The 19,266-nt window shown below is 63.1% G+C and carries 18 protein-coding genes and 1 tRNA gene; 8 read left to right on the top strand and 11 right to left on the bottom strand.

Features of this window, described 5'->3' with window-relative positions:
* Nucleotides 1–52 precede the first annotated feature (52 nt).
* A complete protein-coding gene (gene rfbC, locus RIB52_RS00175; RefSeq protein WP_350171685.1) occupies nucleotides 53–598 on the bottom strand; it encodes a dTDP-4-dehydrorhamnose 3,5-epimerase in 546 nt (181 codons plus the stop codon).
* Complete coding sequence (rfbA, locus tag RIB52_RS00170) at nucleotides 595–1,500, bottom strand: glucose-1-phosphate thymidylyltransferase RfbA (RefSeq protein ID WP_350171683.1); 906 nt, start codon at nucleotides 1,498–1,500, stop codon at nucleotides 595–597. The genes rfbC and rfbA overlap by 4 nt, the downstream gene beginning before the upstream one ends.
* Nucleotides 1,501–1,971: 471 nt before the next feature.
* Between rfbA and RIB52_RS00165 the strand changes: the two genes are divergently transcribed.
* The 5 genes from RIB52_RS00165 (at nucleotide 1,972) to RIB52_RS00145 (ending at nucleotide 6,066) form a co-directional block, all read left to right on the top strand.
* Nucleotides 1,972–2,235, top strand: coding sequence for a hypothetical protein (locus RIB52_RS00165; RefSeq protein WP_350171681.1), 264 nt, complete (start codon nucleotides 1,972–1,974; stop codon nucleotides 2,233–2,235).
* Nucleotides 2,236–2,317: 82 nt separating this feature from the next.
* Nucleotides 2,318–3,721, top strand: a complete 1,404-nt coding sequence (locus RIB52_RS00160; protein WP_350171679.1) for an O-antigen ligase family protein — start codon at nucleotides 2,318–2,320, stop codon at nucleotides 3,719–3,721.
* Between the two features lie 23 nt (nucleotides 3,722–3,744).
* The gene (locus RIB52_RS00155; RefSeq protein WP_350171677.1) at nucleotides 3,745–4,440 is read left to right on the top strand and encodes a hypothetical protein; all 696 of its coding nucleotides are present in this window, start codon (nucleotides 3,745–3,747) and stop codon (nucleotides 4,438–4,440) included.
* 497 nt (nucleotides 4,441–4,937) lie between these two features.
* Complete coding sequence (locus RIB52_RS00150; protein ID WP_350171675.1) at nucleotides 4,938–5,477, top strand: transposase; 540 nt, start codon at nucleotides 4,938–4,940, stop codon at nucleotides 5,475–5,477.
* A complete protein-coding gene (locus RIB52_RS00145) occupies nucleotides 5,404–6,066 on the top strand; it encodes a transposase (protein WP_350171673.1) in 663 nt (220 codons plus the stop codon). Before RIB52_RS00150 ends, RIB52_RS00145 begins: the two co-directional genes overlap by 74 nt.
* Before the next feature lie 235 nt (nucleotides 6,067–6,301).
* Here the strand turns inward: RIB52_RS00145 and RIB52_RS00140 are convergent.
* A tRNA-Leu gene (locus RIB52_RS00140) sits at nucleotides 6,302–6,388 on the bottom strand.
* A 191-nt stretch (nucleotides 6,389–6,579) separates the two neighbouring features.
* On the opposite strand from RIB52_RS00140, the gene RIB52_RS00135 reads away from it, so the two are divergent.
* The gene (locus RIB52_RS00135) at nucleotides 6,580–7,542 is read left to right on the top strand and encodes a complex I NDUFA9 subunit family protein (protein WP_350171671.1); all 963 of its coding nucleotides are present in this window, start codon (nucleotides 6,580–6,582) and stop codon (nucleotides 7,540–7,542) included.
* Nucleotide 7,543: 1 nt separating this feature from the next.
* Here RIB52_RS00135 and RIB52_RS00130 read toward each other — a convergent pair whose 3' ends face one another.
* On the bottom strand, nucleotides 7,544–8,689 hold the full coding sequence (locus RIB52_RS00130; RefSeq protein ID WP_350171669.1) for a hypothetical protein: 1,146 nt from the start codon (nucleotides 8,687–8,689) through the stop codon (nucleotides 7,544–7,546).
* A 172-nt stretch (nucleotides 8,690–8,861) separates the two neighbouring features.
* Nucleotides 8,862–9,737 carry a dienelactone hydrolase family protein gene (locus RIB52_RS00125; protein WP_350171667.1) on the bottom strand — a complete coding sequence of 292 codons (876 nt, stop codon included), beginning with the start codon at nucleotides 9,735–9,737 and terminating at the stop codon, nucleotides 8,862–8,864.
* A 113-nt stretch (nucleotides 9,738–9,850) separates the two neighbouring features.
* Here RIB52_RS00125 and RIB52_RS00120 point away from each other — a divergent pair, with 113 nt between their 5' ends.
* Entirely contained in the window at nucleotides 9,851–12,037 is a 2,187-nt protein-coding gene (locus RIB52_RS00120; protein WP_350171665.1) for a PQQ-dependent dehydrogenase, methanol/ethanol family, read from the top strand.
* Here the strand turns inward: RIB52_RS00120 and RIB52_RS00115 are convergent.
* A complete protein-coding gene (locus RIB52_RS00115; RefSeq protein ID WP_350171663.1) occupies nucleotides 12,034–12,603 on the bottom strand; it encodes a DUF2306 domain-containing protein in 570 nt (189 codons plus the stop codon). The genes RIB52_RS00120 and RIB52_RS00115 overlap by 4 nt on opposite strands.
* Nucleotides 12,604–12,740: 137 nt before the next feature.
* Here RIB52_RS00115 and RIB52_RS00110 point away from each other — a divergent pair, with 137 nt between their 5' ends.
* Nucleotides 12,741–13,538: a LytTR family DNA-binding domain-containing protein gene (locus RIB52_RS00110; RefSeq protein WP_350171661.1), complete on the top strand. Its 798-nt coding sequence runs from the start codon at nucleotides 12,741–12,743 to the stop codon at nucleotides 13,536–13,538.
* Nucleotides 13,539–13,586: 48 nt separating this feature from the next.
* On the opposite strand, the gene RIB52_RS00105 is transcribed toward RIB52_RS00110, so the two are convergent.
* The 5 genes from RIB52_RS00105 to RIB52_RS00085 all read right to left on the bottom strand — a co-directional run bounded on the left by RIB52_RS00105 (nucleotide 13,587) and on the right by RIB52_RS00085 (nucleotide 19,177).
* On the bottom strand, nucleotides 13,587–14,603 hold the full coding sequence (locus RIB52_RS00105) for an NAD(P)H-dependent flavin oxidoreductase (protein WP_350171659.1): 1,017 nt from the start codon (nucleotides 14,601–14,603) through the stop codon (nucleotides 13,587–13,589).
* Nucleotides 14,604–14,627: 24 nt separating this feature from the next.
* Nucleotides 14,628–15,815 carry a formate-dependent phosphoribosylglycinamide formyltransferase gene (gene purT / locus RIB52_RS00100; protein ID WP_350171657.1) on the bottom strand — a complete coding sequence of 396 codons (1,188 nt, stop codon included), beginning with the start codon at nucleotides 15,813–15,815 and terminating at the stop codon, nucleotides 14,628–14,630.
* An 11-nt stretch (nucleotides 15,816–15,826) separates the two neighbouring features.
* Complete coding sequence (locus RIB52_RS00095; protein WP_350171655.1) at nucleotides 15,827–16,930, bottom strand: sensor domain-containing diguanylate cyclase; 1,104 nt, start codon at nucleotides 16,928–16,930, stop codon at nucleotides 15,827–15,829.
* Between the two features lie 141 nt (nucleotides 16,931–17,071).
* On the bottom strand, nucleotides 17,072–17,782 hold the full coding sequence (locus tag RIB52_RS00090; RefSeq protein WP_350171653.1) for a helix-turn-helix domain-containing protein: 711 nt from the start codon (nucleotides 17,780–17,782) through the stop codon (nucleotides 17,072–17,074).
* Between the two features lie 129 nt (nucleotides 17,783–17,911).
* Nucleotides 17,912–19,177 (bottom strand): aspartate kinase, encoded by a 1,266-nt coding sequence (locus tag RIB52_RS00085; RefSeq protein WP_350172004.1) that lies wholly within the window; start codon nucleotides 19,175–19,177, stop codon nucleotides 17,912–17,914.
* Between the last annotated feature and the right edge of the window lie 89 nt (nucleotides 19,178–19,266).

Genomic DNA, 19,266 nt, shown 5'->3' with positions numbered 1-19,266 from the left:
ACGAAAGAGGGAGAGGCTGCGCGCGATCCGTCCACGCCGAGCGATGGGCCTCTCACGCGAAGGCCTTTACGTCCGCGAGGCAAACACCCTGTCGATCCTTGCGCGAAAGGACGGGTTCGATGTCGCCCAATGGCCATTCGACCGCGACCTCGGGGTCGTCCCATGCCAATGTATGCTCGCTTTCGGGCGCGTAAGGCGCGGTGCATTTATAGAGAAAGTCGGTTTCGTCCTCGAGCGTGAGGAAGCCGTGGGCGAAGCCTTCCGGCACCCAGAACATTCTTTTGTTCACGCCCGACAGTTCAACGCCGACCCATTGCCCGAAATGCTTCGAAGATCGGCGCAGGTCGACCGCCACATCGAACACCGCGCCGCGCGAGACCCGCACGAGCTTGCCCTGCGCCCCCGGATTCTGGAAGTGCAGCCCGCGTAGGACACCTTTTTGTGAATGGCTGTGGTTGTCTTGCACGAAATCCAGATTAAGGCCCGCTTCGCGACAAACGGCCTCGTTCCACGTTTCCATGAAGAAGCCGCGAGCGTCGCCGAAGACTCGCGGCTCGACGACAAGCGGTCCGGGGATTGGGGTCGGGACGAACTTCATGCAAGCCGCGGCTCGTTCAGCAACTGCATCAGATATTCACCATATCCCGACTTGCGCAGCGGCTGTGCCAGCTCCTCCAGCCGGGCATCGTCGATGAACCCGCGTCGCCAAGCGATCTCCTCGGGGCAAGAGATCTTGAACCCCTGCCGCTCCTCGGTGATGCGGACGTAGGTCGCTGCATCGAGCAGGGAAGCATGCGTACCGGTATCAAGCCAAGCGAAACCGCGGCCCATCAGCTCGACCGACATCGCTCCTTCGTCCAAATAGAGGCGGTTTAGGTCGGTAATCTCAAGCTCGCCGCGCGCTGACGGCTCAAGATCGCGCGCACGATCGACGACAGTCTCGTCGTAAAAATAGAGCCCTGTGACAGCGTAGTTAGACTTGGGCTGCTCGGGCTTTTCCTCAATTGAGATCGCCTTGCCGGCCCGATCGAATTCGACCACTCCGAAGGCTTGCGGATTGGTGACGTGGTAAGCGAACACAGTGGCTCCGTGATTGCGGCTGTTGGCGCTGCCCAGAAGTTCGGGAAGACCGTGTCCGTAGAAGATGTTGTCGCCCAGGATCAGCGCGCTCGGGCCGCCAGCAACGAAATCCGCGCCGATCTGAAAAGCCTGCGCCAGGCCTTCGGGGCGTGGCTGTACCGCATAGCTAAGCGAAACGCCGAAATCAGATCCATCCCCAAGGACACGCTGGAACTGTTCGGCATCTTCCGGCGTCGTGATGATCAAGATGTCACGGATGCCCGCAAGCATAAGGGTGCTTAGCGGATAGTAGATCATGGGCTTGTCGAATACGGGCATAAGCTGCTTCGAAACGCCGCGCGTGAGCGGATAGAGGCGCGTCCCTGAGCCTCCCGCGAGGATGATTCCACGCCTTGTCTTGCTGTTGCGCGCAGCGCTCACTCAAGCAGCCCCCATATCATGCCTTTATGTCGCATACCGCATTGCAGCAAGGACGGTTGGGGTCAATCGCAAACAGCAAGAACACGACCACGAGCGCGCCGCCATCGTCGCGCACGCCCCATCACCCGCGATTCGACAACGAGTGGGCACAAGACGCAAAATTGCTCTGTGCCAAGACCGGGATGGATCGAAACTCGGCCCGGGGCGAATGCAATCACGAGTTGCGCAGGCATGAATTTCCGCCGGAGGACGCGACCCATACCCCGATAGTGCGGCCAGTCGATGAAGGTGGAATTCGTTTGATTAGTTGAACTTGCATAATTCGCGCAGCCTCAAGGGAATGCTCGAGACGCCGCGCCGAAGAGTTCGCGCGAAAGTTTAACGCGGCCTGAGCACACCTTTGGGTTGTCAAGCTTGCTGCATTGCACTAGTGGGAGGGTAGGTTGATGGAATAACACGAGGGCTTTCAGCATGAAAACGACTTCCCGCATTCTGCTTGTCGGCGCTGCCGCCGGTATGGCTCTTGCCCCGATCTCGGCGCATGCCAACACACGCGCTAGCGACAGCGGTGTCGTTTACAGCGCCCCGGTTTCGCAGCCAGGCGAAGGTCGCGCTGCTGAAGGCGAAAACGTCGGTCTTGGGGCTGGCTTCATCGCAGCTATCCTCGCTGCGATCGCGGCTGCGGGCGTCATCATCATCATCGACGACGACGACGACCAGTCGCCCGGCACCTGATCGAAGTCCTTGGGCGTTCCGGCCCGAGGTGGTAACATCAAACGCGCGGCACGAGTGCCGCGCGTTTTTCTGTGGGTCCCGCATGGCTGATCGATCGGAGACCCTCTCGCCGGTGTCGAAATCATCCTTGCCGGTATCGCCGCGCTATGATCCTCTCGCTATGGGCGCAATCGCCGCTATCCTGGTGTTCGCCTTCCTTTTCGGCGGCGGGGGCCTGCGCTACGGGCTCGCAAACCTTGTGGTGCAATTGGCGGCGTTTGCTGCCCTCGCATTGAACCGGACGTCGTTCCTTTCTTTCTGGCAGTCCGCTCCGCTCGCGGTCCGGCTTCTAGTCGGCTTATCGCTGCTTGCTCCTCTGCTGCAGCTCATACCGCTTCCCCCTCTCCTTTGGGGGGGGCTGCCGGGCCGCGATCTCGCCGCACAATCCTTGCAGGCGGCAGGGTATAGCGGATGGATGCCGATGAGCCTGGAGCCCCGACGCACTCTGCTTGCAGCGACGGCGCTCGTCACACCGCTTGCGGTCATCACCGTAGGCTGGCGCCTGCCGCGTCAATGGCTCCTCTCGCTGGGATGGCTGTTTGCGTCTGCCGGGCTCGTGACTTTTGCAGTTGGCGCTTTCCAGGTTTCTCCGCAGGGCAATGTCGGGGGCTTCTACGGTGATCGCTTTAGCCAGGATATTTTGCTCGGCACCTTCGCCAACAGGAACACCACTGGAATCCTGCTTGTCGGTGCGCTCGGTTTCGCAACCGTTCTTCCACCCCCGCGCCCAATCCCCGGATTGCTCGCGTGGCGTTTGGCGCTTTGCATCTTAATCGTTCTAGCGATAATCCTGACGCGCTCACGCAGTTCCCTCCTCCTCACCGCGTTGCCACTCGGTCTCGCTTCTTTGCGCACCCTCCGATTGCTCTTCGCCCGACGGTCCGCCAGCAAGGCTCCCCGCCGGACCAATCCGCTTCTTCTGGGAGCCGCGGGCCTTGGTCTCGCTGCCACTCTGCTGGGCGGGCTGATCGTCTATGCTCCGGGAAGAATCGGGGACACGCTTTCGCGGTTCGACGAAATCGAAAACAATCCTCGCTACTACATCTGGGAAGACAGCGTATACGCCGCGTGGCGTTACTGGCCTATCGGTGCCGGTACCGGCACGTTCGATGAAGTATTCCAGATCGACGAATCACTCGAGAACATGACCCAGCGGCGGGCCGGTCGCGCACATAATGATTATTTGGAGATCGCGGTCGAGTTCGGCTTGCCCGGCCTCATATTGGTCGCCGCCTGGATTGGATTGCTCGCATGGCTGAGCTGGCGCGCACGCACATCGAAATTGCGATGGGGCGCATGGGCCGGGTCATGCTTCCTGTTCGCCATAGCGCTCCAGTCGATCACCGATTACCCGCTTCGCAACCAGGCCATTCTTGCTTTCGCCGGCTTCGCGCTTCTGGTGCTTGTCCGGCTCGGGGCAAGCGAACCGGACGAGCGTCGACAATGATCGGGCGATTAGCATGGTTCACGATGCTTGCGGTATTCGCACTCGTGACGGTCGGCCTGCAAATGGACCGCCAGTCTGCATCCACTGCTCAACTCGCGGCACTGGTGCCTCAACCGTTTCGCCATACCGCGCAGGCGAGGATCGCGGCGGCGAGCATCCAGGGTGCAAGCCCCGAGCAGGCGCTCGAGGAGGCCCAGCGGCTCATTGTGCGTCGCCCCATGCCGGCGCAAAGCATCAGATTGCTCGCGCTGGCCCAGAACAAGGCCGGTGCGCCCGGCGAAGGCCTGATATCGATCCAGCTCGCAGCCAGGCGGGGCTGGCGCGACGTAGCGGCACAAGAGGCGATGGCGCGGCTGGCCCTTTCGGCAGGCGACGGACCGGAGGCGGCCCGCCGATACATGGCCCTGTTCGTGCGTCCGGAATCGAACGACGAAACAATGCGCCAATTGTCTGAGGCCCTGTTCGCACTGCCCGGAGAAGAGGCGCAGGATGCCCTTGCCGCGATCATCGCGGACAGTGAGCGCTGGAATGTATCCTTTCTACGCAGAGGCTTGCAGGTCATGTCGGCTCGCAGGTTCGCAGCCCTGATCGAAGAATCGGCGAGTCTGGGGGCACGCCATGAGTGCGCGGCGCTCATGAACGTAACGCAAAGAGTTGCGCGCGAAGACCCTGCCGCCGCCGAGAGGATTAGAAGGGTGCTCGACAGGCAGTGCCCGTAATTTCGCAGCGTGGTCTGCTCTGTACTGACTGATCGTCGTCAAACCAACGGGAACGCCGCGTCCCTCTTTCGACGCGAGCGTTAGCGATCATCCGCACGATGGAGTACGTTGCCGAATAAAGCGACTACGTGTTTCCGAGTTTCAACACGAAGAAGCCTCTGTGAGAAAACGCTATCAACGGTGCGCTCAAACGGCTCGGATACGAGGGAGTGATGACGGCACATGGCGTTCGGACATCTGCGCGTTGGACGCCCGCAAAAACCCCTCGCGTTGAGGCGCTGATTATGACTCAGCGGTATACGAGAGGAGATTGGTGATGCACCCACGCAGTCTGTTTTCGCTGGCGGAGGTACTGGAGCGGTTGAGCAAGGACGGTGACCCGCTGGAGGCTTTCGCTGAAACCGTCGAGTTTGAACGTTTCCGCCCCCTCCTGATCCGGGGCCTTGGCTACAGCGACGGCGCGAAGGGGTGGCCGGCCGCCGTTTTATGCGGTCGCGATGTTCAAGGTGCTGGTGGTTCAGGCGCAGCTTAACCTTTCGGATGCGCGCATGGATGTCATGATCAGAGATAGCCTGAGCTGGATGCGCTTCTTCGGCTTCGACCTTGGCGCTGCGATGCCGGGCGAGAATACCATCCGCCACTATCGCAACCGGCTCACAGAGAGCGGCACGCTCGAAACATTGATGCAAGCGTTCGAGCAGCAACTGCGCGAGGCGGGATACCTGGCTATGGGGAGCCACATCGTCGATGCCACGCTGGTTCCCGCGCCCAAGCAGTGCAATACCGAGGACGAGAAGGCCGCGATCAAGGCGGGCAAGTCGGTCAGGCAAATCTGGCGGGACAAGCCGAACAGCGCGCACGAGAAAGATGTCGACGTGCGCTGGACACTGAAGATCGGCGGCAAGGTCCACTACCGTCCAGACGGGATGCCGCAGTCGCAGATCGCAACACCCGTGTTCGGCTATGAAAGCCATATCAGTATCGGTCAGCGCTATGGGGCCAATCCGCAAGGCAGCGGTGACATCGGCAGCGGATAGTGACAGCCGCCAGTTGCGCCGGGTGGTGGATACCACCAACACCGCCGACGATGTCTGGACGGACAGCGCCTATCGCAGCAGCAAGAACGAAGCATGGCTGAAGAGCAACATGCTCAAAAGCCGCATCCATGGCCGCAAGACCAAGGGCAGGCCAATGCCCGAGAACATGGCGCGCGCCAACGCTGCAAAGTCCGTGATCCGAGCCCGCCTCGAGCATGTCTTTGCCCACCAGAAGAACCGCTATGGCCTCTTCATCCGGCCCATCGGTAGTGCCCGCGCGCAGGCCAAACTCACGCTGGCCAACCTCGCCTACGACTTCGACCGTCTGATCTTCCACCAGCGGTCCGCAGTTACGGGATCGGTCTGCGCGAAATCCACGGAAAGCACCCAAAAGCCGAGGATAAGGTCCGAAGAGCACCAGCCAGGTCGGCCAAAGCGTCATTGCGCGCGTGTCGGGCAGCAACGAGACAACCTGCGCCGGAAACATCAAGGTCGTTGCGAGCGTACAGATCTCTTCTCAATAAGAGCGGAGAATTTCACTCAGACGCAATCGAGCGAGCGCTCGCACACCAAAACAGCAATTCGATGAGGGCGGCATACAACCGCAACCAGTATTGGGAGGAGCGAGTTTGGATGATAAAGTGATAGTTCGACAAACCGAACATGCTGAAGCGGCGAAACCTTACGGACGTATAACCAACGCGCCTCCCAAAATTCCCCCAAGGGAGGGGACTTTTCGCTATCACTCGCGAACACGCACGAACAGGAATACAGGTTTAGCTACTGTTTTTTTAGAACACAGCAACCATCGGTGAAAGAATGAATGGTGCCCAGAAGAGGACTCGAACCTCCACGGGGTTGCCCCCGCCGCCACCTGAAGACGGTGCGTCTACCAATTCCGCCATCTGGGCACCCATTTCCGGCAGCGCGTGGTTGCTTCCGCCGTCGGTAGGAGCGCGCAGATAGCGAGCGCGCACCCCTTCTGTCAACGCCGAGCTTGTGCCCCGACGCGCGTGCCTGTCGAGCCTTGCTCCCGGGACCGGATTGACGCATGGCGCGTTGCCAGATCATCCCCCCTAAAAGCTTAGGCATCAACGCGATCATGACCATCACCTCCGCCCTATCAGATTCGCTCGTGACCGTCTTCGGCGGGAGCGGCTTCATCGGCAATTACGTCGCCCAGAGCCTGCTCGAGCGCGGCGCGCGGCTGCGCATCGCGAGCCGTCATCCCGAACACAGCCATTCGCTGAAACCGCTGGCCAATCTCGGCCAGCTGCAATTCGCGCGTTGCGACATCACGAACGAGGAATCACTCGCGGCCGCGCTCGAGGGGGCGAGCCACGTAGTCAACCTCGTCGGGGCGTTCGAAGGCGATCTCGAAAAGCTGATGGGCGAAGCGCCAGGCATCATGGCCCGGATCGCCAAGGAGCGCGGGGCGCGCGCTTTCGTCCACATGAGCGCGATCGGTCCGGATGCCAATTCCACCGCCACCTATGCGAGGGCCAAGGCGCTGGGCGAACAGCGTGTGGGCGAAGCCTTTCCCGAGGCGACGATCCTGCGCCCGTCGATCGTGTTCGGTAAGGACGACAATTTTCTCAACATGTTCGGCCAGCTCATCCAGCTGATGCCGATCCTGCCGGTGTTCGCTCCCAAAGCGAAGCTGCAGCTTGTCCATGTCGACGATGTCGCCGAGGCCATCGCCGTCGCGCTCGAACACCCCGAAACCCATGGCGGACACATCTATGAGTTGGGCGGCCCCGAACAGCTCTCCATGATGGAAATAAACCAGCGCATCGCCGCCGCGCAGGGGCGCAAGCGGCGCTTCATTGCGATGTCCGACAGCCTTTCGAGCCTGTTCGCAAGCCTTCCGGGCACGCCGATGAGCAAGGATCAGTGGACCCTGCTCCAGCCCGGCAGCACGGTCAGCGGCGAGCACCGGACCTTCGCCGATCTCGGGATCGAGCCCAAGCCGCTGGGCCTGTTCCTCGACAAGTGGATGGTGCGCTATCGCAAGCAGGGCCGCTTCGGGCTAGACAACGTGCGCAGCGACCAGCAGGCGACCTGATTCATTCTTCCGCCTGCGGGAACATGTCGCGCAGCGGCGGGCTGTAAAGCCGCTTGTTTCCTAGTCTTGCGGCACTCTTGAGCTTGTTGATGCTCTCGATCGAGCGGGCCGAGGGAGCGAGCAGCGCGAATTGGGCGCTGTATACATCCCGGTTCTCGCGCACCCGCCTTTCCATCGCATTCGTCACCTTGAAATCGAAGCGGAAGCAGTGCGCCGAGGCAGGGCACTCGCGCGCCGAAGCCTTGGCCCTGCCCTCGGTCCAGTCGATGACGGGCAGGAACAAAGCCATGTTCATCTGTCCCGAACCCGCCCCGACCAGCGCTTCGGCCCGGGAGAGGTCCATGCGAGCCTCGGTCGGGAAGGCGACGAATTCCATGAAAGGCCCGCCATTGCGCGGGAGGAGCAGCGCCTCGCGCGTGGCGAAGGTCTTGCGCTCCCAGCCCTCGCCCTCGCTTTCGTACAGGGGCACGCGCACGGGAGCGTCAAAGACGTAGTCCGGCACCTTGGCGCGCGTCTGCTTGTCCCATAGCACCCAGCCGTCCTGCGCCCCGTCCCAGCGCAGGTCATGGCCCTTGATGCCGAAAAAGCGCGCCGTCTCGAACTGGCGCAGCGACCAGAGCGCGTGGCCCGCCGCATCCTTGCCGTAAATATCGATAGTTCGCATCCGCCCGCCGACATAGCGTTCGAGCGTGCCCTCGGGCGCCTGGGCGAGCGAGCCCTGCACGGCCCGGACGAGCTGAGCGAAAAGGCGCTTTTCCTGCTCGTTCGCCATCTCGGCGAAGGCGTCCTTTGATATCTGCTGATGGGCGATCAGATCGGCGGCGAGAAACAGCTTGGTTTCGGCAAGCGCCTGGTCCGCCTTGGCGCAGGGAATGCCCGCGGCCATTTCGCGCATCGGCCCCGCGTGCTTCTCGATGATGGCGGACATGTTCGCATAATAGGCCTCGGTTCCCATGTCGGCCGAGGAAGTCCCGGCAATGCCGGGCAGGTCCATCATGTGCCCGATCATCGCGTTGTCGAGCAGGCGGCGATTGGCGAAGTCGAGCGCCATGCAGCGATCATCGATCGCTCGTGCGGCGCTCAGCGCTTTGTAATCGGCGATGATCGCCTTGCCGCGCGCATCGGGTTCGCCTTCGCCGGCCGCCATCGCCGCGCTCCCGGGGCCCGTCAATGCAAGGGCGAGCGCGAGGTGTAAGAATGCGCGGGCGATCCTGCCCATGTGAAAGTCCCTTCCAATCTGCATGGCATCGGAAGGCAGACTAAACGCCCCCGGGCCGCAAATCCTTGTAAGGACACGACAGCGGCGCGGTCAGATCGGGTCAGAGCGTCGCCTGGTAAAGCTTCAGCAAGTCGGCATAGGCCTTTTCCGCTGCGGGCTCGGCATAGGCCGGGCTGTCGGGCACGGTCCAGCCGTGGTCGCCTTCGTAGACTTCGATCTTGGCCGGGACCGCAGCGAGGCCGGCGGCCTTGGCGAAGAGCAGTTTCGCGCTGGGGTCCTTCTCGTGATCGTCCTCGGCAATCGCGATCAGCAGGCGCGCCTCGACGTCGTCCAGCATATTGTGCGGGCTCATCGGATCGTCACCGCGCACCAGCCCGCCACCATGGAAGCTTGCCGCCGCCTTGATCCGGTCCGGCACTGCCGCCGCGCTCCAGATCGTAAAGGGGCCACCCATGCAATAGCCCTGTGTGCCGATACCCTTGGCGGTATCGACCATCGTCTGCCTGTCGAGCCATCCGGCGGCAGCAAGTGCATCGCGCCCGATCGCCTCTGCGGTAAGCTTTTCGCGCCAGGGGCCGACTTTCCCGAAGCCGCTTTCGTCGATGAATTCGGCGAAATCGGCGAACTGCTCACCCGCCACGTCGCGGTAATAGGGATTGAGGACAAGCACAGAATAGCCTTCGCCTGCGAGGCGGCGGGCCATGGTCCGTTTCGCTTCGCGCAGGCCGGCAATATCGGGCCAGAAAATAACGCCGGGATGCTTGCCGCCGTCGGGGTGCACGAAGAACGCATCCATCGTGCCGTCTTCGGTTTCGAAAGTGACGCCGGTTTCCATCAGGCCCGGCCCGTCTCCGCCGTCTTCATTCGCCTCGCCAGGCGCACAGGCCGCCACTGCGGCAGCTCCGGCGAGAGCACCGAAACGCCGCCGGCTGATCGCCTGTTTCGCCCATTCGCCCAGTTTCGCTTCGTCGCACACGCTGGCTTCTCCTTGCTCCCACCACGGCAACCAGTGGCACGCATACGGACAATGGACAACCGTCCGTTCGCGCGGCAAGATGGACCTGAAATGGGAGAGTGATTTCAATGACGATGATGCGATGGGTCGCAGCGCCGGCGGCGCTGCTCGGCGCGTTGACGCTCGGCGGGTGCGACGGGCTTTTCACCGAGGCGAGCGCGGTAGAAAGCGGGATAACCTCTGCCATGCTTGTCGGCGCAAAGGATGATGCAGCGAATTGGATCACCCATGGCCGGACCTATTCGGAACAGCGATTCTCGACCCTCGACATGGTCAATGCAAACAATGTGGGCGATCTCGGTCTCGCCTGGTTCGCCGACATGGACACGGCGCGCGGACAGGAAGCGACTCCGCTGGTGATCGACGGCAAGCTTTATGTCACGAGCGCCTGGAGCAAGGTCTTCGCCTTCGACGCGGCGAGCGGAGAGCCGCTGTGGCAATATGACCCGCAAGTCCCGGGCGAAACGGCGGTCAAGGCCTGCTGCGACGTCGTCAACCGGGGCCTCGCGGCGTGGGGAGACACGCTCTACCTCGGCACGCTCGACGGACGCCTGGTCGCGCTCGACCGCGAGACCGGCGAGGTCGAATGGGAAAAAGTCACGGTCGACCAGTCGAAAAGCTACACCGTCACCGGCGCGCCGCGCGTGATCGACGGCAAGGTCATCATCGGCAATGGCGGTGCGGAATTCGGCGTGCGCGGCTATGTCGCGGCCTATGATGCGCGTGACGGCGAGGAGCTGTGGCGCTTCTACACCGTGCCGGGCCGCGAGGATGGCGAGGATGGCGAGGATGTCCCCGCGTACCTGCAAAAGGCAGCCGAAACTTGGAACATGGACGTGCTCGGCTCGTCCGATGCGATCGGCGGCGGGGGCACGGTGTGGGATTCCATGGCTTATGATCCCGAGCTCGACCTACTTTACATCGGCGTCGGCAATGGCTCGCCCTGGAACCGCGCCTATCGCTCGCCCGGCGAGGACGGGACCGGAGAGGGCGACAACCTCTACCTCTCCAGCATCGTCGCGATCCGACCCGACACCGGCGAATATGTCTGGCACTACCAGACAACGCCCGGAGAGACATGGGACTTCACCGCGACTCAGCACATTATCCTCGCCGACATGGAGATCGACGGCGAGATGCGGCAGGTGCTGATGCAGGCGCCCAAGAACGGTTTCTTCTACGTGATCGACCGTAAGACCGGCGAATTCATCAGCGCCGAGCCCTATGTCTCTCTCAACTGGGCCGAGGGAATCGATCCTGAAACCGGCCGCCCCATCGAAAACCCGGAAACGCGGATCGACAAGACCGGCGAGCCCGCGCTCGTCCTGCCGGGCGCGCTGGGCGGTCATAACTGGCACCCGATGGCCTATCACCCGACCGAAAATCTCGTCTATATCCCGGCGTTCGAGGCGGGGATGATGTATGCACCCGAAGCCGACTGGAAGCCGGACCGGGCGCGCGGTTTCAATGTCGGCTTCGATCTCGGCGCGGGCGACCTGCCTCCGGACATGGGAATCCGCCGACAGGTCGCGGGGACCCTCAAAGGCATGCTCGTCGCATGGGACCCCGTAAAACAGGAGCCGCGCTGGACAGTCGAACATCCGGGGCCCTGGAACGGCGGCCTGCTCGCGACTGCCGGTGGCCTCGTTTTCCAGGGGACGGCGGGCAGCGAATTCAACGCCTATGACGCATCCAACGGCGAGAAGCTGTGGAGCTTCGCTGCCCAGACAGGCGTTGTCGCGCCTCCCATCACCTATAGCCTCGACGGCGAGCAATACGTCGCCGTGCTCGCCGGCTGGGGCGGCGCCTATGCCCTCTCGGTCGACGGCGCGCTGATCGAGCAAAAGGCACCGGTACGCAACATATCGCGCCTGCTCGTGTTCAAGCTCGGCGCGGACGGCGAACTGCCGCCCGAACCCGAACTCGCCGAACTTCCACTGGACCCACCGCCCAGCCGCGCTTCGGCCGAGACCATCGCGCTGGGCGAAGCAAAATACGGCCGCTACTGCGCGGTCTGCCATGCACCCGCGGCGGTCGGATCGACCGTCCTCCCGGACTTGCGCCGCTCAGGCTCGCTCGGCGACCGTCGTGCGTGGAAGGCCGTGGTGCATGACGGCCTGCTCAAGGACAATGGCATGGTCGGCTTCGCGGCTTCGATGAGCGAGGAGGAGATCGAGGCGATCCGGGCCTATGTCATCCATCGGGCGAACGAGGACCGGGACATGGAGCGCGCTCGCGGCAAGCAGGTTGCCCGGCGTTAACCGAACATCAGGTTTCCCAGCAGGCGTCCGGGGATGAGCGTGAAAGACCCCGCGACACAAAGGCCGATATAGAGACCGGTCATGACGCCGCGGTGTCTGGCAACCTGTCCCTTGCGCGCAAGCCATACTCCGATGGGCACATTGACTAGAGTCCACACGGTAAAAATGTGGATGAAGCTGAACCCTGTGCCCGCGATCCCGGCTCCGGGCGAACGGATGAAGGCCGATGCGATCGCTGTTGCAAGCATTAGCACCACCCAGATGCGGCCCAGCAGCTTATGAATGCGATCGCCCTTGCGACGCAGCAGGACAACGGGCCCGAGCACCAGTGCCGGAAGCACGGTCGCCAGGTGAACGATGATCGGCAAGCTCAAGCCGTGCGCCTCGCTCGCCATGGCATCGCGTGATCCGAACCCGCCAGAAAGCGATGAGAGCACTGTCATCCCAACGGTAATCGCAATCGTGATCACCGCAGTGTTGGCGAGCGAGGACATGAAGCTGCGGCGTTCCGTATCGAGCTTGGCGGCGTTGGGCCCGGTCGCGTCCGTTTTAGTCGACGAGGTCATGCTTGTCTCCTCGATTGCTGGGCTAGTATTGGAGGGTCGATGTGTGATCTGGACCGTCTCCCGGAGGCAAAAAAGCGACGATGCGCGGTAAGTCGTGGCAATTCGCGGAACGTCCTGCGGCTGCGCGGATGGTCCGGATGACGCTGGGAAGGACGCAGCGCCTGCTCGCTGAGCTGGGCATCGTGCTGGCGATCGCGTGCCTCGTCGCGCTGATTGGGCCATTCGATCCCCCCGGCACTCCGCTTGGCACCAGGCTCGCTTTCGCGCTGGCTGGTTTCGTGGGAAGCTGGGTCCTAGTTCGCCTGGTTGCGATTGTGGGTGCATCGACTGCCCGCTTATTGGGGCTTGGCCCGGTCTGGGGCTATGCCTTCGCAGTCCCGATCGCCTCCGCCCTGATCGCGTGGGCGTTTCTATGGTCAAGCGGCGGAAGGGATGCTGCTCTCGGGGCGCAGTTCGCGAGCGTCTGGCCGCAGACGATCCTGATCGCAGCCGGGTTCTTCGCGCTATTTTTCGTGATCTACTGGCGAGCGCATGCTTCTGCGAGGGGCGAACAAGGGCAGGACTGCGAGGATAGAAGCAAGACTGCCGAACCTTCCACTGACGGCGCACGCGAGGTCGGCGTCGGGAAGAGCGCCTTGCATGAGCGCCTGCCCGCTCACTTTCCAGCCATTCTCGCGCTGTCGGTAGAGGATCACTACGTGCGCGTGCTGGCTGCGGATCGCAGTGAGATGCTGCTGATGCCGCTGGCGCAAGCAGCCGAGCTGATGCCACCGGGGGCGGGCCAACAGGTCCATCGCAGTTGGTGGGTGGCACGCAGCGCAGTCACCGGGCATCGGCGCGAAGGTCGGGACATTCGGCTCGAGCTCGAAGGCGGCCTCGTGGTCCCCGTCAGCCGCGCCATGGTCAAACCGCTGCGTAATGCTGGCTGGCTCTAGCGCGCAACGGCGAGGGTGCAGGCAGCGGAAACTGCCCTGCCCGGCAGGTCAACGGCCGCCGAGCGCGGCCTCGCATTCGTCCATAAGCTGCGCGATAATCTCGGCGACGGGCTCCTCGCTCTTCACCATGCCCACAGATTGACCCGCCATCAGCGAGCCATTCTCGACATCGCCGTCAATCACCGCGCGGCGCAGGGCGCCCGCCCAGTAATGTTCGACCTCCAATTGCGCTTCGGCCATGGCGATTTCCTCCCGGTCGAGCGTTGCCGCGATCTCTCGCTGCTTGACGGTGAATTCCTCGGTCCCCTTGTTCTTGAGCGCCCGCACCGGGATAACCGGCAGCCGCGGATCGACCTGCACGCTCGCCACTGCGTCGCGCGCCGATGCGCGGAAAAAGGCCTTCTTGAAATCCGGGTGCGCGATACTCTCTGCAGCGCAGGCGAAGCGCGTGCCGAGCTGGACCCCCGCCGCCCCCATTTCGAGATAGCCCGCGATCGCCTGCCCGCGCCCGATACCGCCGGCGACGAAGACGACATGTTCCTCGCCGAGTTCGGGCAGGATTTCCTGGGCCAGCACGCCGGTCGATACAGGGCCGATATGACCGCCCGCTTCCATACCCTCGATCACAAGCGCATCGGCGCCCGAGCGCAGCAGCTTCTTCGCCAAAGCGAGCGTCGGGGCGAAACAGATGACCTTGGCGGGGTTCGCGCCGCCCTTGATCGCCTCGACGCTGCCCTTGGGCGGAATGCCGCCTGCCAGCACCACATGAGTGACAGCATGCTTCTCGCATACCGCGATCAGGTCGAAGAGGTCGGGATGCATGGTGATGAGGTTCACACCGAAGGGCCTGTCCGTCTTTGCCTTCGTGGCGGCAATCTCGGCATCGAGCAGGTCGGGTGTCATCGCCCCGCAGGCGATCACGCCAAAACCTCCTGCATTGGAGATAGCCGAGACGAGATTACGCTCGGACACCCAGCTCATCGCACCGCACAGGATCGCGGTCTCGCAACCGAGGAATTCGGTTCCGCGCCGCATGAGCGCGTTGGTCTTGGGAAAGGTTGTCATGATGTATCCTTCAGCAAAGCGCGCTTAGGCAGGTCCGCCGCGATAAGCAATCCGCACGCGGGCCGCCGCTTTGCCCGCCAGCGAGCGAGCCATATCGGTATTCTCGCCACGGGCGAGCGCGACTCCCATCCTGCGAAAGGGCCGCGTCGCCGGCTTGCCGAAGATCCGCACATCGACACCGTCGTCCACCGCCAGCGCGTCCTCCAACCCCTCGAAGGCGAAATCCGTGCTGTCCCTATCTGCGAGGATAACCGCAGAGGCGGCAGGCCGGGCCGGGATGCTGTCGGGCACGGGCAGTCCAAGAATGGCGCGGGCGTGAAGATCGAATTCGGTCAGGTCCTGCGAAACCAGCGTGACCATGCCGGTATCATGCGGACGCGGCGACAATTCGGAGAAGATCACCTCTTCTCCCCTGACGAAGAACTCGACCCCGTAGAGCCCCCAGCCGCGCCCTTCGCCCTCGAGCGCCAGCACGACCTTCTTCGCCATCGCCTGGGCATCGGCGAGCGCCTTTTTGCTCATCGCAGCTGGCTGCCAGCTTTCGCGGTAGTCGCCGCGCTCCTGGCGGTGGCCAACGGGCGGGCAGAAACTGATCCCGTTCCTGTGCCGCACCGTCAGAAGGGTGATTTCGTAGTCGAAAGCGATGAATTCCTCGATGATCGCCCGGGCCCGATCGCCGCGCATATTGGCACAGGCATAATCCCATGCATCCTGAAGACCCGCCTTGCTCTCGATCCTGGTCTGTCCCTTGCCGGAAGAGGACATGACCGGCTTCATGACGCAGGGAAAGCCGGTATGCGCGGCCGCCGCCTCGACTTCCTCCAGCGTGGTCGCATAGCGATAGCGCGAGGTGGCAAGGCCGAGCTCGCCCGCGGCGAGGTCGCGGATCGCATCCCGGTTCATGGTCAGCTGGGCCGCGCGGGCGGAGGGGACGACGTTGAAGCCCTCACCTTCGAGCGCGGCCAGCATCTCGGTGCGGATCGCCTCGATTTCGGGGACGATGTAATCGGGCCGGTGCTTCTCCACCGCAGCGCGCAGCCTTGCCCCATCGAGCATCGGGAAAAACTCGCACGAGTCCGCCAATTGCATCGCGGGTGCGCCACCATAGGCATCGCAGGCAATCACCCTTGCCCCGAGACGCTTGGCGGAGATGGTGAATTCGCGGCCCAGTTCGCCCGAGCCGAGCAGCAGAATCGTCGCAATATGTGCCATGAAGAAGACGCTTAGCGCCCGCTCGCGGCAACTCCAAACGTATGGTCCGCGATCATCGTTACCGGTTCGCTCGAGCGCATCGGCGAATGGCGATGATCGAGCGCGCGACCGACCTGCATTCCGCCCGCAGCCCGCGCGATGACGAGACCCAGCTCGGCCTGGCGCAGGGTCCGGTCAACCGAATGCTCGACCCTCGCCAGCCCCGCGCTCGCCGCGACATGCGGCATGCGGGCCGACGACGGCAGGGCGAGCGCACCGAAGGTCCGGAGAAGATCCTCTGCCCATTCCTGCGCCTCGCGTAGCGAGGTCTCGGGCAGAATCACGCCGAAGCGTTCCGCATCGAGCTGTCCTAGGGAATCGCCGGGCCGCACCATCGTCTCGAGGAAGCGGGCGAATCCCCAGAGGAATTCGTCCAGAGTGTCTTGCCCGTATTGCATGAAGATCGCCCGCATCCGGTCGATCGCGAAAACGGCCAGCATTGCAGGCTTGCCGTCGCGCGCGTGCCCTGGACAGTCGATGGAACGGGCGAGAGTTGAGGCAAACGCATGGCGATTGGCGAGACCGGTCAGGGGATCGGTCGTCGCGCGCGTATGCAGTTCGCTCTCCAGAGCGCGCAGGTGCTGGACCGAGCGCATGAGCCCGATTGCCCCCCGAATCGCGCCGCTCTCATCATGGAGCGGGCGCAGCGTCAGCCGATACCAGCGCAGTTGGCCACCAAAGGCCCGTCGGTCGGCGGAGGGGCAATCGTCCGTTTCCCGGCAGAGGCCGACGGGAAATTCGAGCGAACTGCCGCCCGCCTGCCCGCCGAGAATGCGGGCCGAGAATTCGTCGAGCGACTGGACATGCTCCGGCCCTGCGAGTTCACAGATATGGGGCATCAACAAAAGCTCGGACGGATCGAATCCGAGATCGGCCGCATTGGCCGAAGCCAGAACGATGAAACCCTTGGAGTCGAGCTTGAGAACGATATCGCCTGCTGCTTCTTCGAGCAGGCCATGCAGACTCCGACCTTCCGCGTCGGTCCACTTTTCTATCATGCCGATTGCCCCCGGCTTGTTGCGACCCGCAACCGTCAGGTTGCGCAATGAATGACTAACGTTTTCAAGCGGGTTCATCCCACTAATCCCGCATTATCTTATTGCCAGTCACCCGCATGGGTGACAGGAGTTAACTAACTGAACTAAAAAACGAATCAGCAAGTGATTTCGTTTACCATAATTTCCCGGAGGGCATAGAAATCCAATAAGTAGGAAACGCTAGTCAGCGCCGTCGAGCTCGATCATGATGCGGATATTGCTCGGCAATGTTCCGAATGCCGCAGCAATGCGTAGGCGACATTCCTGAACCACAGCGGCGCCCGCATCGCGTGTTCCGTGATCGGCAAGCTCATCGCTGGCGACCCCCAGCGCTGCCGCGATCGCGTCGAGACGTTCGGGCAGCGGTTTGGCCTTGCCCTTTTCCCATGCCCATACGGTCGGCTTGCTCACGCCGAGCACTGCTGCGACCTCGGCGAGCGTCAGTCCGCGTTCCCGGCGCAGGCGATTGAGACGCATTCCGAACGGCTCGCCCTGCGCGAAAACATTAGAGCCAGGCATGCCCCTTTCCCGGTTGCGCATTACGTCCGGATCCGCACCACGCAATTGCGCCGCGGCCAGGGCTGCTCGCGGCAGCGCCTCCTCGAAGGCGCACCCGAACAGGCGATCGCTCTGCCATACGATCACGGCATTGACCGCTCCGCTCTCGGGCAATTCGATGGCAAGTGTATCGCCCTCCGCGAGATCGAGGTCCGTTTGCAGCAACAGTCCGGCCGCCGACAGGTTATGGATCGTTACGTTGGCCTCGAGACCGCCGGGCAGCACACCGCTCGTTTCGAGATGCAGCGCCCTGCGCGGCTGGCTTCGCTGTCCCCCGGAAGAGGAAGGATCGGAAGGCCTTGCGGCTTCTTCGAGATGGGCTTTCAGCGCCATGGGTTGCGACTCCTGTGCATGGAGCCACCGGAGTCCGGCGCGCGGGGTTAAGAAGGCGTTAGCGCGAATTCCTAACGCGGTTCGGCGGTGTCGCTCGCCCGACAGGCTGCAGGCGGCCGGGCCCGCCCGTCAGTCGGCATCGAGGCCATAGGCGGTGTGCAGAACGCGCACGGCGAGCTCTGTCTCGTCCTCGTCGATCATGACGCTCACCTTGATTTCGCTGGTCGAGATCGCCTGGATATTGATCCCCCGGTCCGACAGGGCGCGGAACATCGTGCTGGCGACGCCGGCATGGCTCTTCATGCCGACACCGACGACGCTGATCTTGGCGATCTTGCTGTCGGTTATGATGCGGTTGAAACCGATCTCGCCCCGGCGATCCTCGAGCAGCGCCTGCGCCCGGGCGAGGTCGGCCTGGGGCACGGTGAAGGTCACGTCGGTTTCGCCCTTGTCTCGGCCGACATTCTGGATGATCATGTCGACATTGATGCTCGCCTCGGCCAGCGGCTCGAAGATGTTGGCGACGGCTCCCGGCTCGTCCGGCACGCGGGTAAGGATGATCTTGGCCTCGTTCTTGTCATGCGCGATGCCGGTCACAAGCTGGCGTTCCATCAGGCCCTTCTCCACCAATTCGTCCATTTCCCCGTCCGAGACGATCAGCGTGCCCGGCAGGTCGTCCGCGGGCGGCGCGTCGTCTCCGATGAAGCTGGAGAGCACCTGGATGCGCACGCCTTCCTTCATCGCAAGTCCAACGGAGCGGGTCTGGAGCACCTTGGCTCCGACGCTCGCCAGTTCGAGCATTTCTTCGTAGGTCACTGCCTTGAGTTTGCGCGCCTTGGCAACGATGCGAGGATCAGTCGTGTAGACCCCGTCGACATCGGTGTAGATGTCGCAGCGATCAGCGCCCACCGCTGCTGCCACCGCGACCGCGGAGGTGTCCGACCCGCCCCGGCCCATTGTGGTGATCCGCCCTTCCCCGCTGACACCCTGAAAGCCGGGGATGACCGCGATCTCGCCGCTCTCAAGCGCCGCAAGCATTTCGGGGGCGTCCATCGTCTCGACCCGCGCCTTGGCATGCGCGCCGACGGTCTTCACGGGCAACTGCCAGCCGAGCCAGCTTCGCGCCTTGCAGCCCAGCGATTGCAGGGTGAGCGCAAGCAAGCCGCTCGTTACCTGCTCGCCGCTCGACACGACAACGTCATACTCGGCCGGGTCGAAGAGCGAATTGGCCTCGCGGCAGAAATTGACCAGCCGGTCGGTCTCGCCCGCCATCGCGCTCACCACCACCGCCACCGCGTTCGGCTCGCCGCCATGACCCGCCGCCTGCGCCCGCACAATACCAGCGACACGCCGGATACGTTCGGTTCCGGCCATCGACGTGCCGCCGAATTTCATCACCACTCGCGGGCGCTTGGTTGTCTCGGGCGCATCAGCCACGATATGCATGCTCCTGCTGGCAGGTTCGTCGGGGCGCTGTTAAGCAA

The sequence above is a fragment of the Erythrobacter sp. genome, assembly GCF_040217515.1.
In the GTDB taxonomy this organism is placed as follows: Bacteria; Pseudomonadota; Alphaproteobacteria; order Sphingomonadales; family Sphingomonadaceae; genus Erythrobacter.
The sequence above is the reverse complement of the archived record's forward strand: the minus strand, read 5'-3'. Positions and strand labels throughout refer to the sequence as shown.

What these genes read in the sequence shown, in the direction of transcription:
- RIB52_RS00110 (WP_350171661.1), top strand. Translation starts at nt 12,741, where the DNA reads ATGACGCTGGGAAGGACGCAGCGCCTGCTCGCTGAGCTGGGCATCGTG.
- RIB52_RS00120 (WP_350171665.1), top strand. Translation starts at nt 9,851, where the DNA reads ATGATGCGATGGGTCGCAGCGCCGGCGGCGCTGCTCGGCGCGTTGACG.
- RIB52_RS00155 (WP_350171677.1), top strand. Translation starts at nt 3,745, where the DNA reads ATGCTTGCGGTATTCGCACTCGTGACGGTCGGCCTGCAAATGGACCGC.
- RIB52_RS00150 (WP_350171675.1), top strand. Translation starts at nt 4,938, where the DNA reads ATGTTCAAGGTGCTGGTGGTTCAGGCGCAGCTTAACCTTTCGGATGCG.
- RIB52_RS00135 (WP_350171671.1), top strand. Translation starts at nt 6,580, where the DNA reads ATGACCATCACCTCCGCCCTATCAGATTCGCTCGTGACCGTCTTCGGC.
- RIB52_RS00165 (WP_350171681.1), top strand. Translation starts at nt 1,972, where the DNA reads ATGAAAACGACTTCCCGCATTCTGCTTGTCGGCGCTGCCGCCGGTATG.
- rfbC (WP_350171685.1), bottom strand. Translation starts at nt 598, where the DNA reads ATGAAGTTCGTCCCGACCCCAATCCCCGGACCGCTTGTCGTCGAGCCG.
- RIB52_RS00095 (WP_350171655.1), bottom strand. Translation starts at nt 16,930, where the DNA reads ATGAACCCGCTTGAAAACGTTAGTCATTCATTGCGCAACCTGACGGTT.
- purT (WP_350171657.1), bottom strand. Translation starts at nt 15,815, where the DNA reads ATGGCACATATTGCGACGATTCTGCTGCTCGGCTCGGGCGAACTGGGC.
- RIB52_RS00115 (WP_350171663.1), bottom strand. Translation starts at nt 12,603, where the DNA reads ATGACCTCGTCGACTAAAACGGACGCGACCGGGCCCAACGCCGCCAAG.
- RIB52_RS00090 (WP_350171653.1), bottom strand. Translation starts at nt 17,782, where the DNA reads ATGGCGCTGAAAGCCCATCTCGAAGAAGCCGCAAGGCCTTCCGATCCT.
- RIB52_RS00105 (WP_350171659.1), bottom strand. Translation starts at nt 14,603, where the DNA reads ATGACAACCTTTCCCAAGACCAACGCGCTCATGCGGCGCGGAACCGAA.
- RIB52_RS00130 (WP_350171669.1), bottom strand. Translation starts at nt 8,689, where the DNA reads ATGGCGGCCGGCGAAGGCGAACCCGATGCGCGCGGCAAGGCGATCATC.
- RIB52_RS00085 (WP_350172004.1), bottom strand. Translation starts at nt 19,177, where the DNA reads ATGAAATTCGGCGGCACGTCGATGGCCGGAACCGAACGTATCCGGCGT.
- RIB52_RS00160 (WP_350171679.1), top strand. Translation starts at nt 2,318, where the DNA reads ATGGCTGATCGATCGGAGACCCTCTCGCCGGTGTCGAAATCATCCTTG.
- RIB52_RS00145 (WP_350171673.1), top strand. Translation starts at nt 5,404, where the DNA reads ATGAAAGCCATATCAGTATCGGTCAGCGCTATGGGGCCAATCCGCAAG.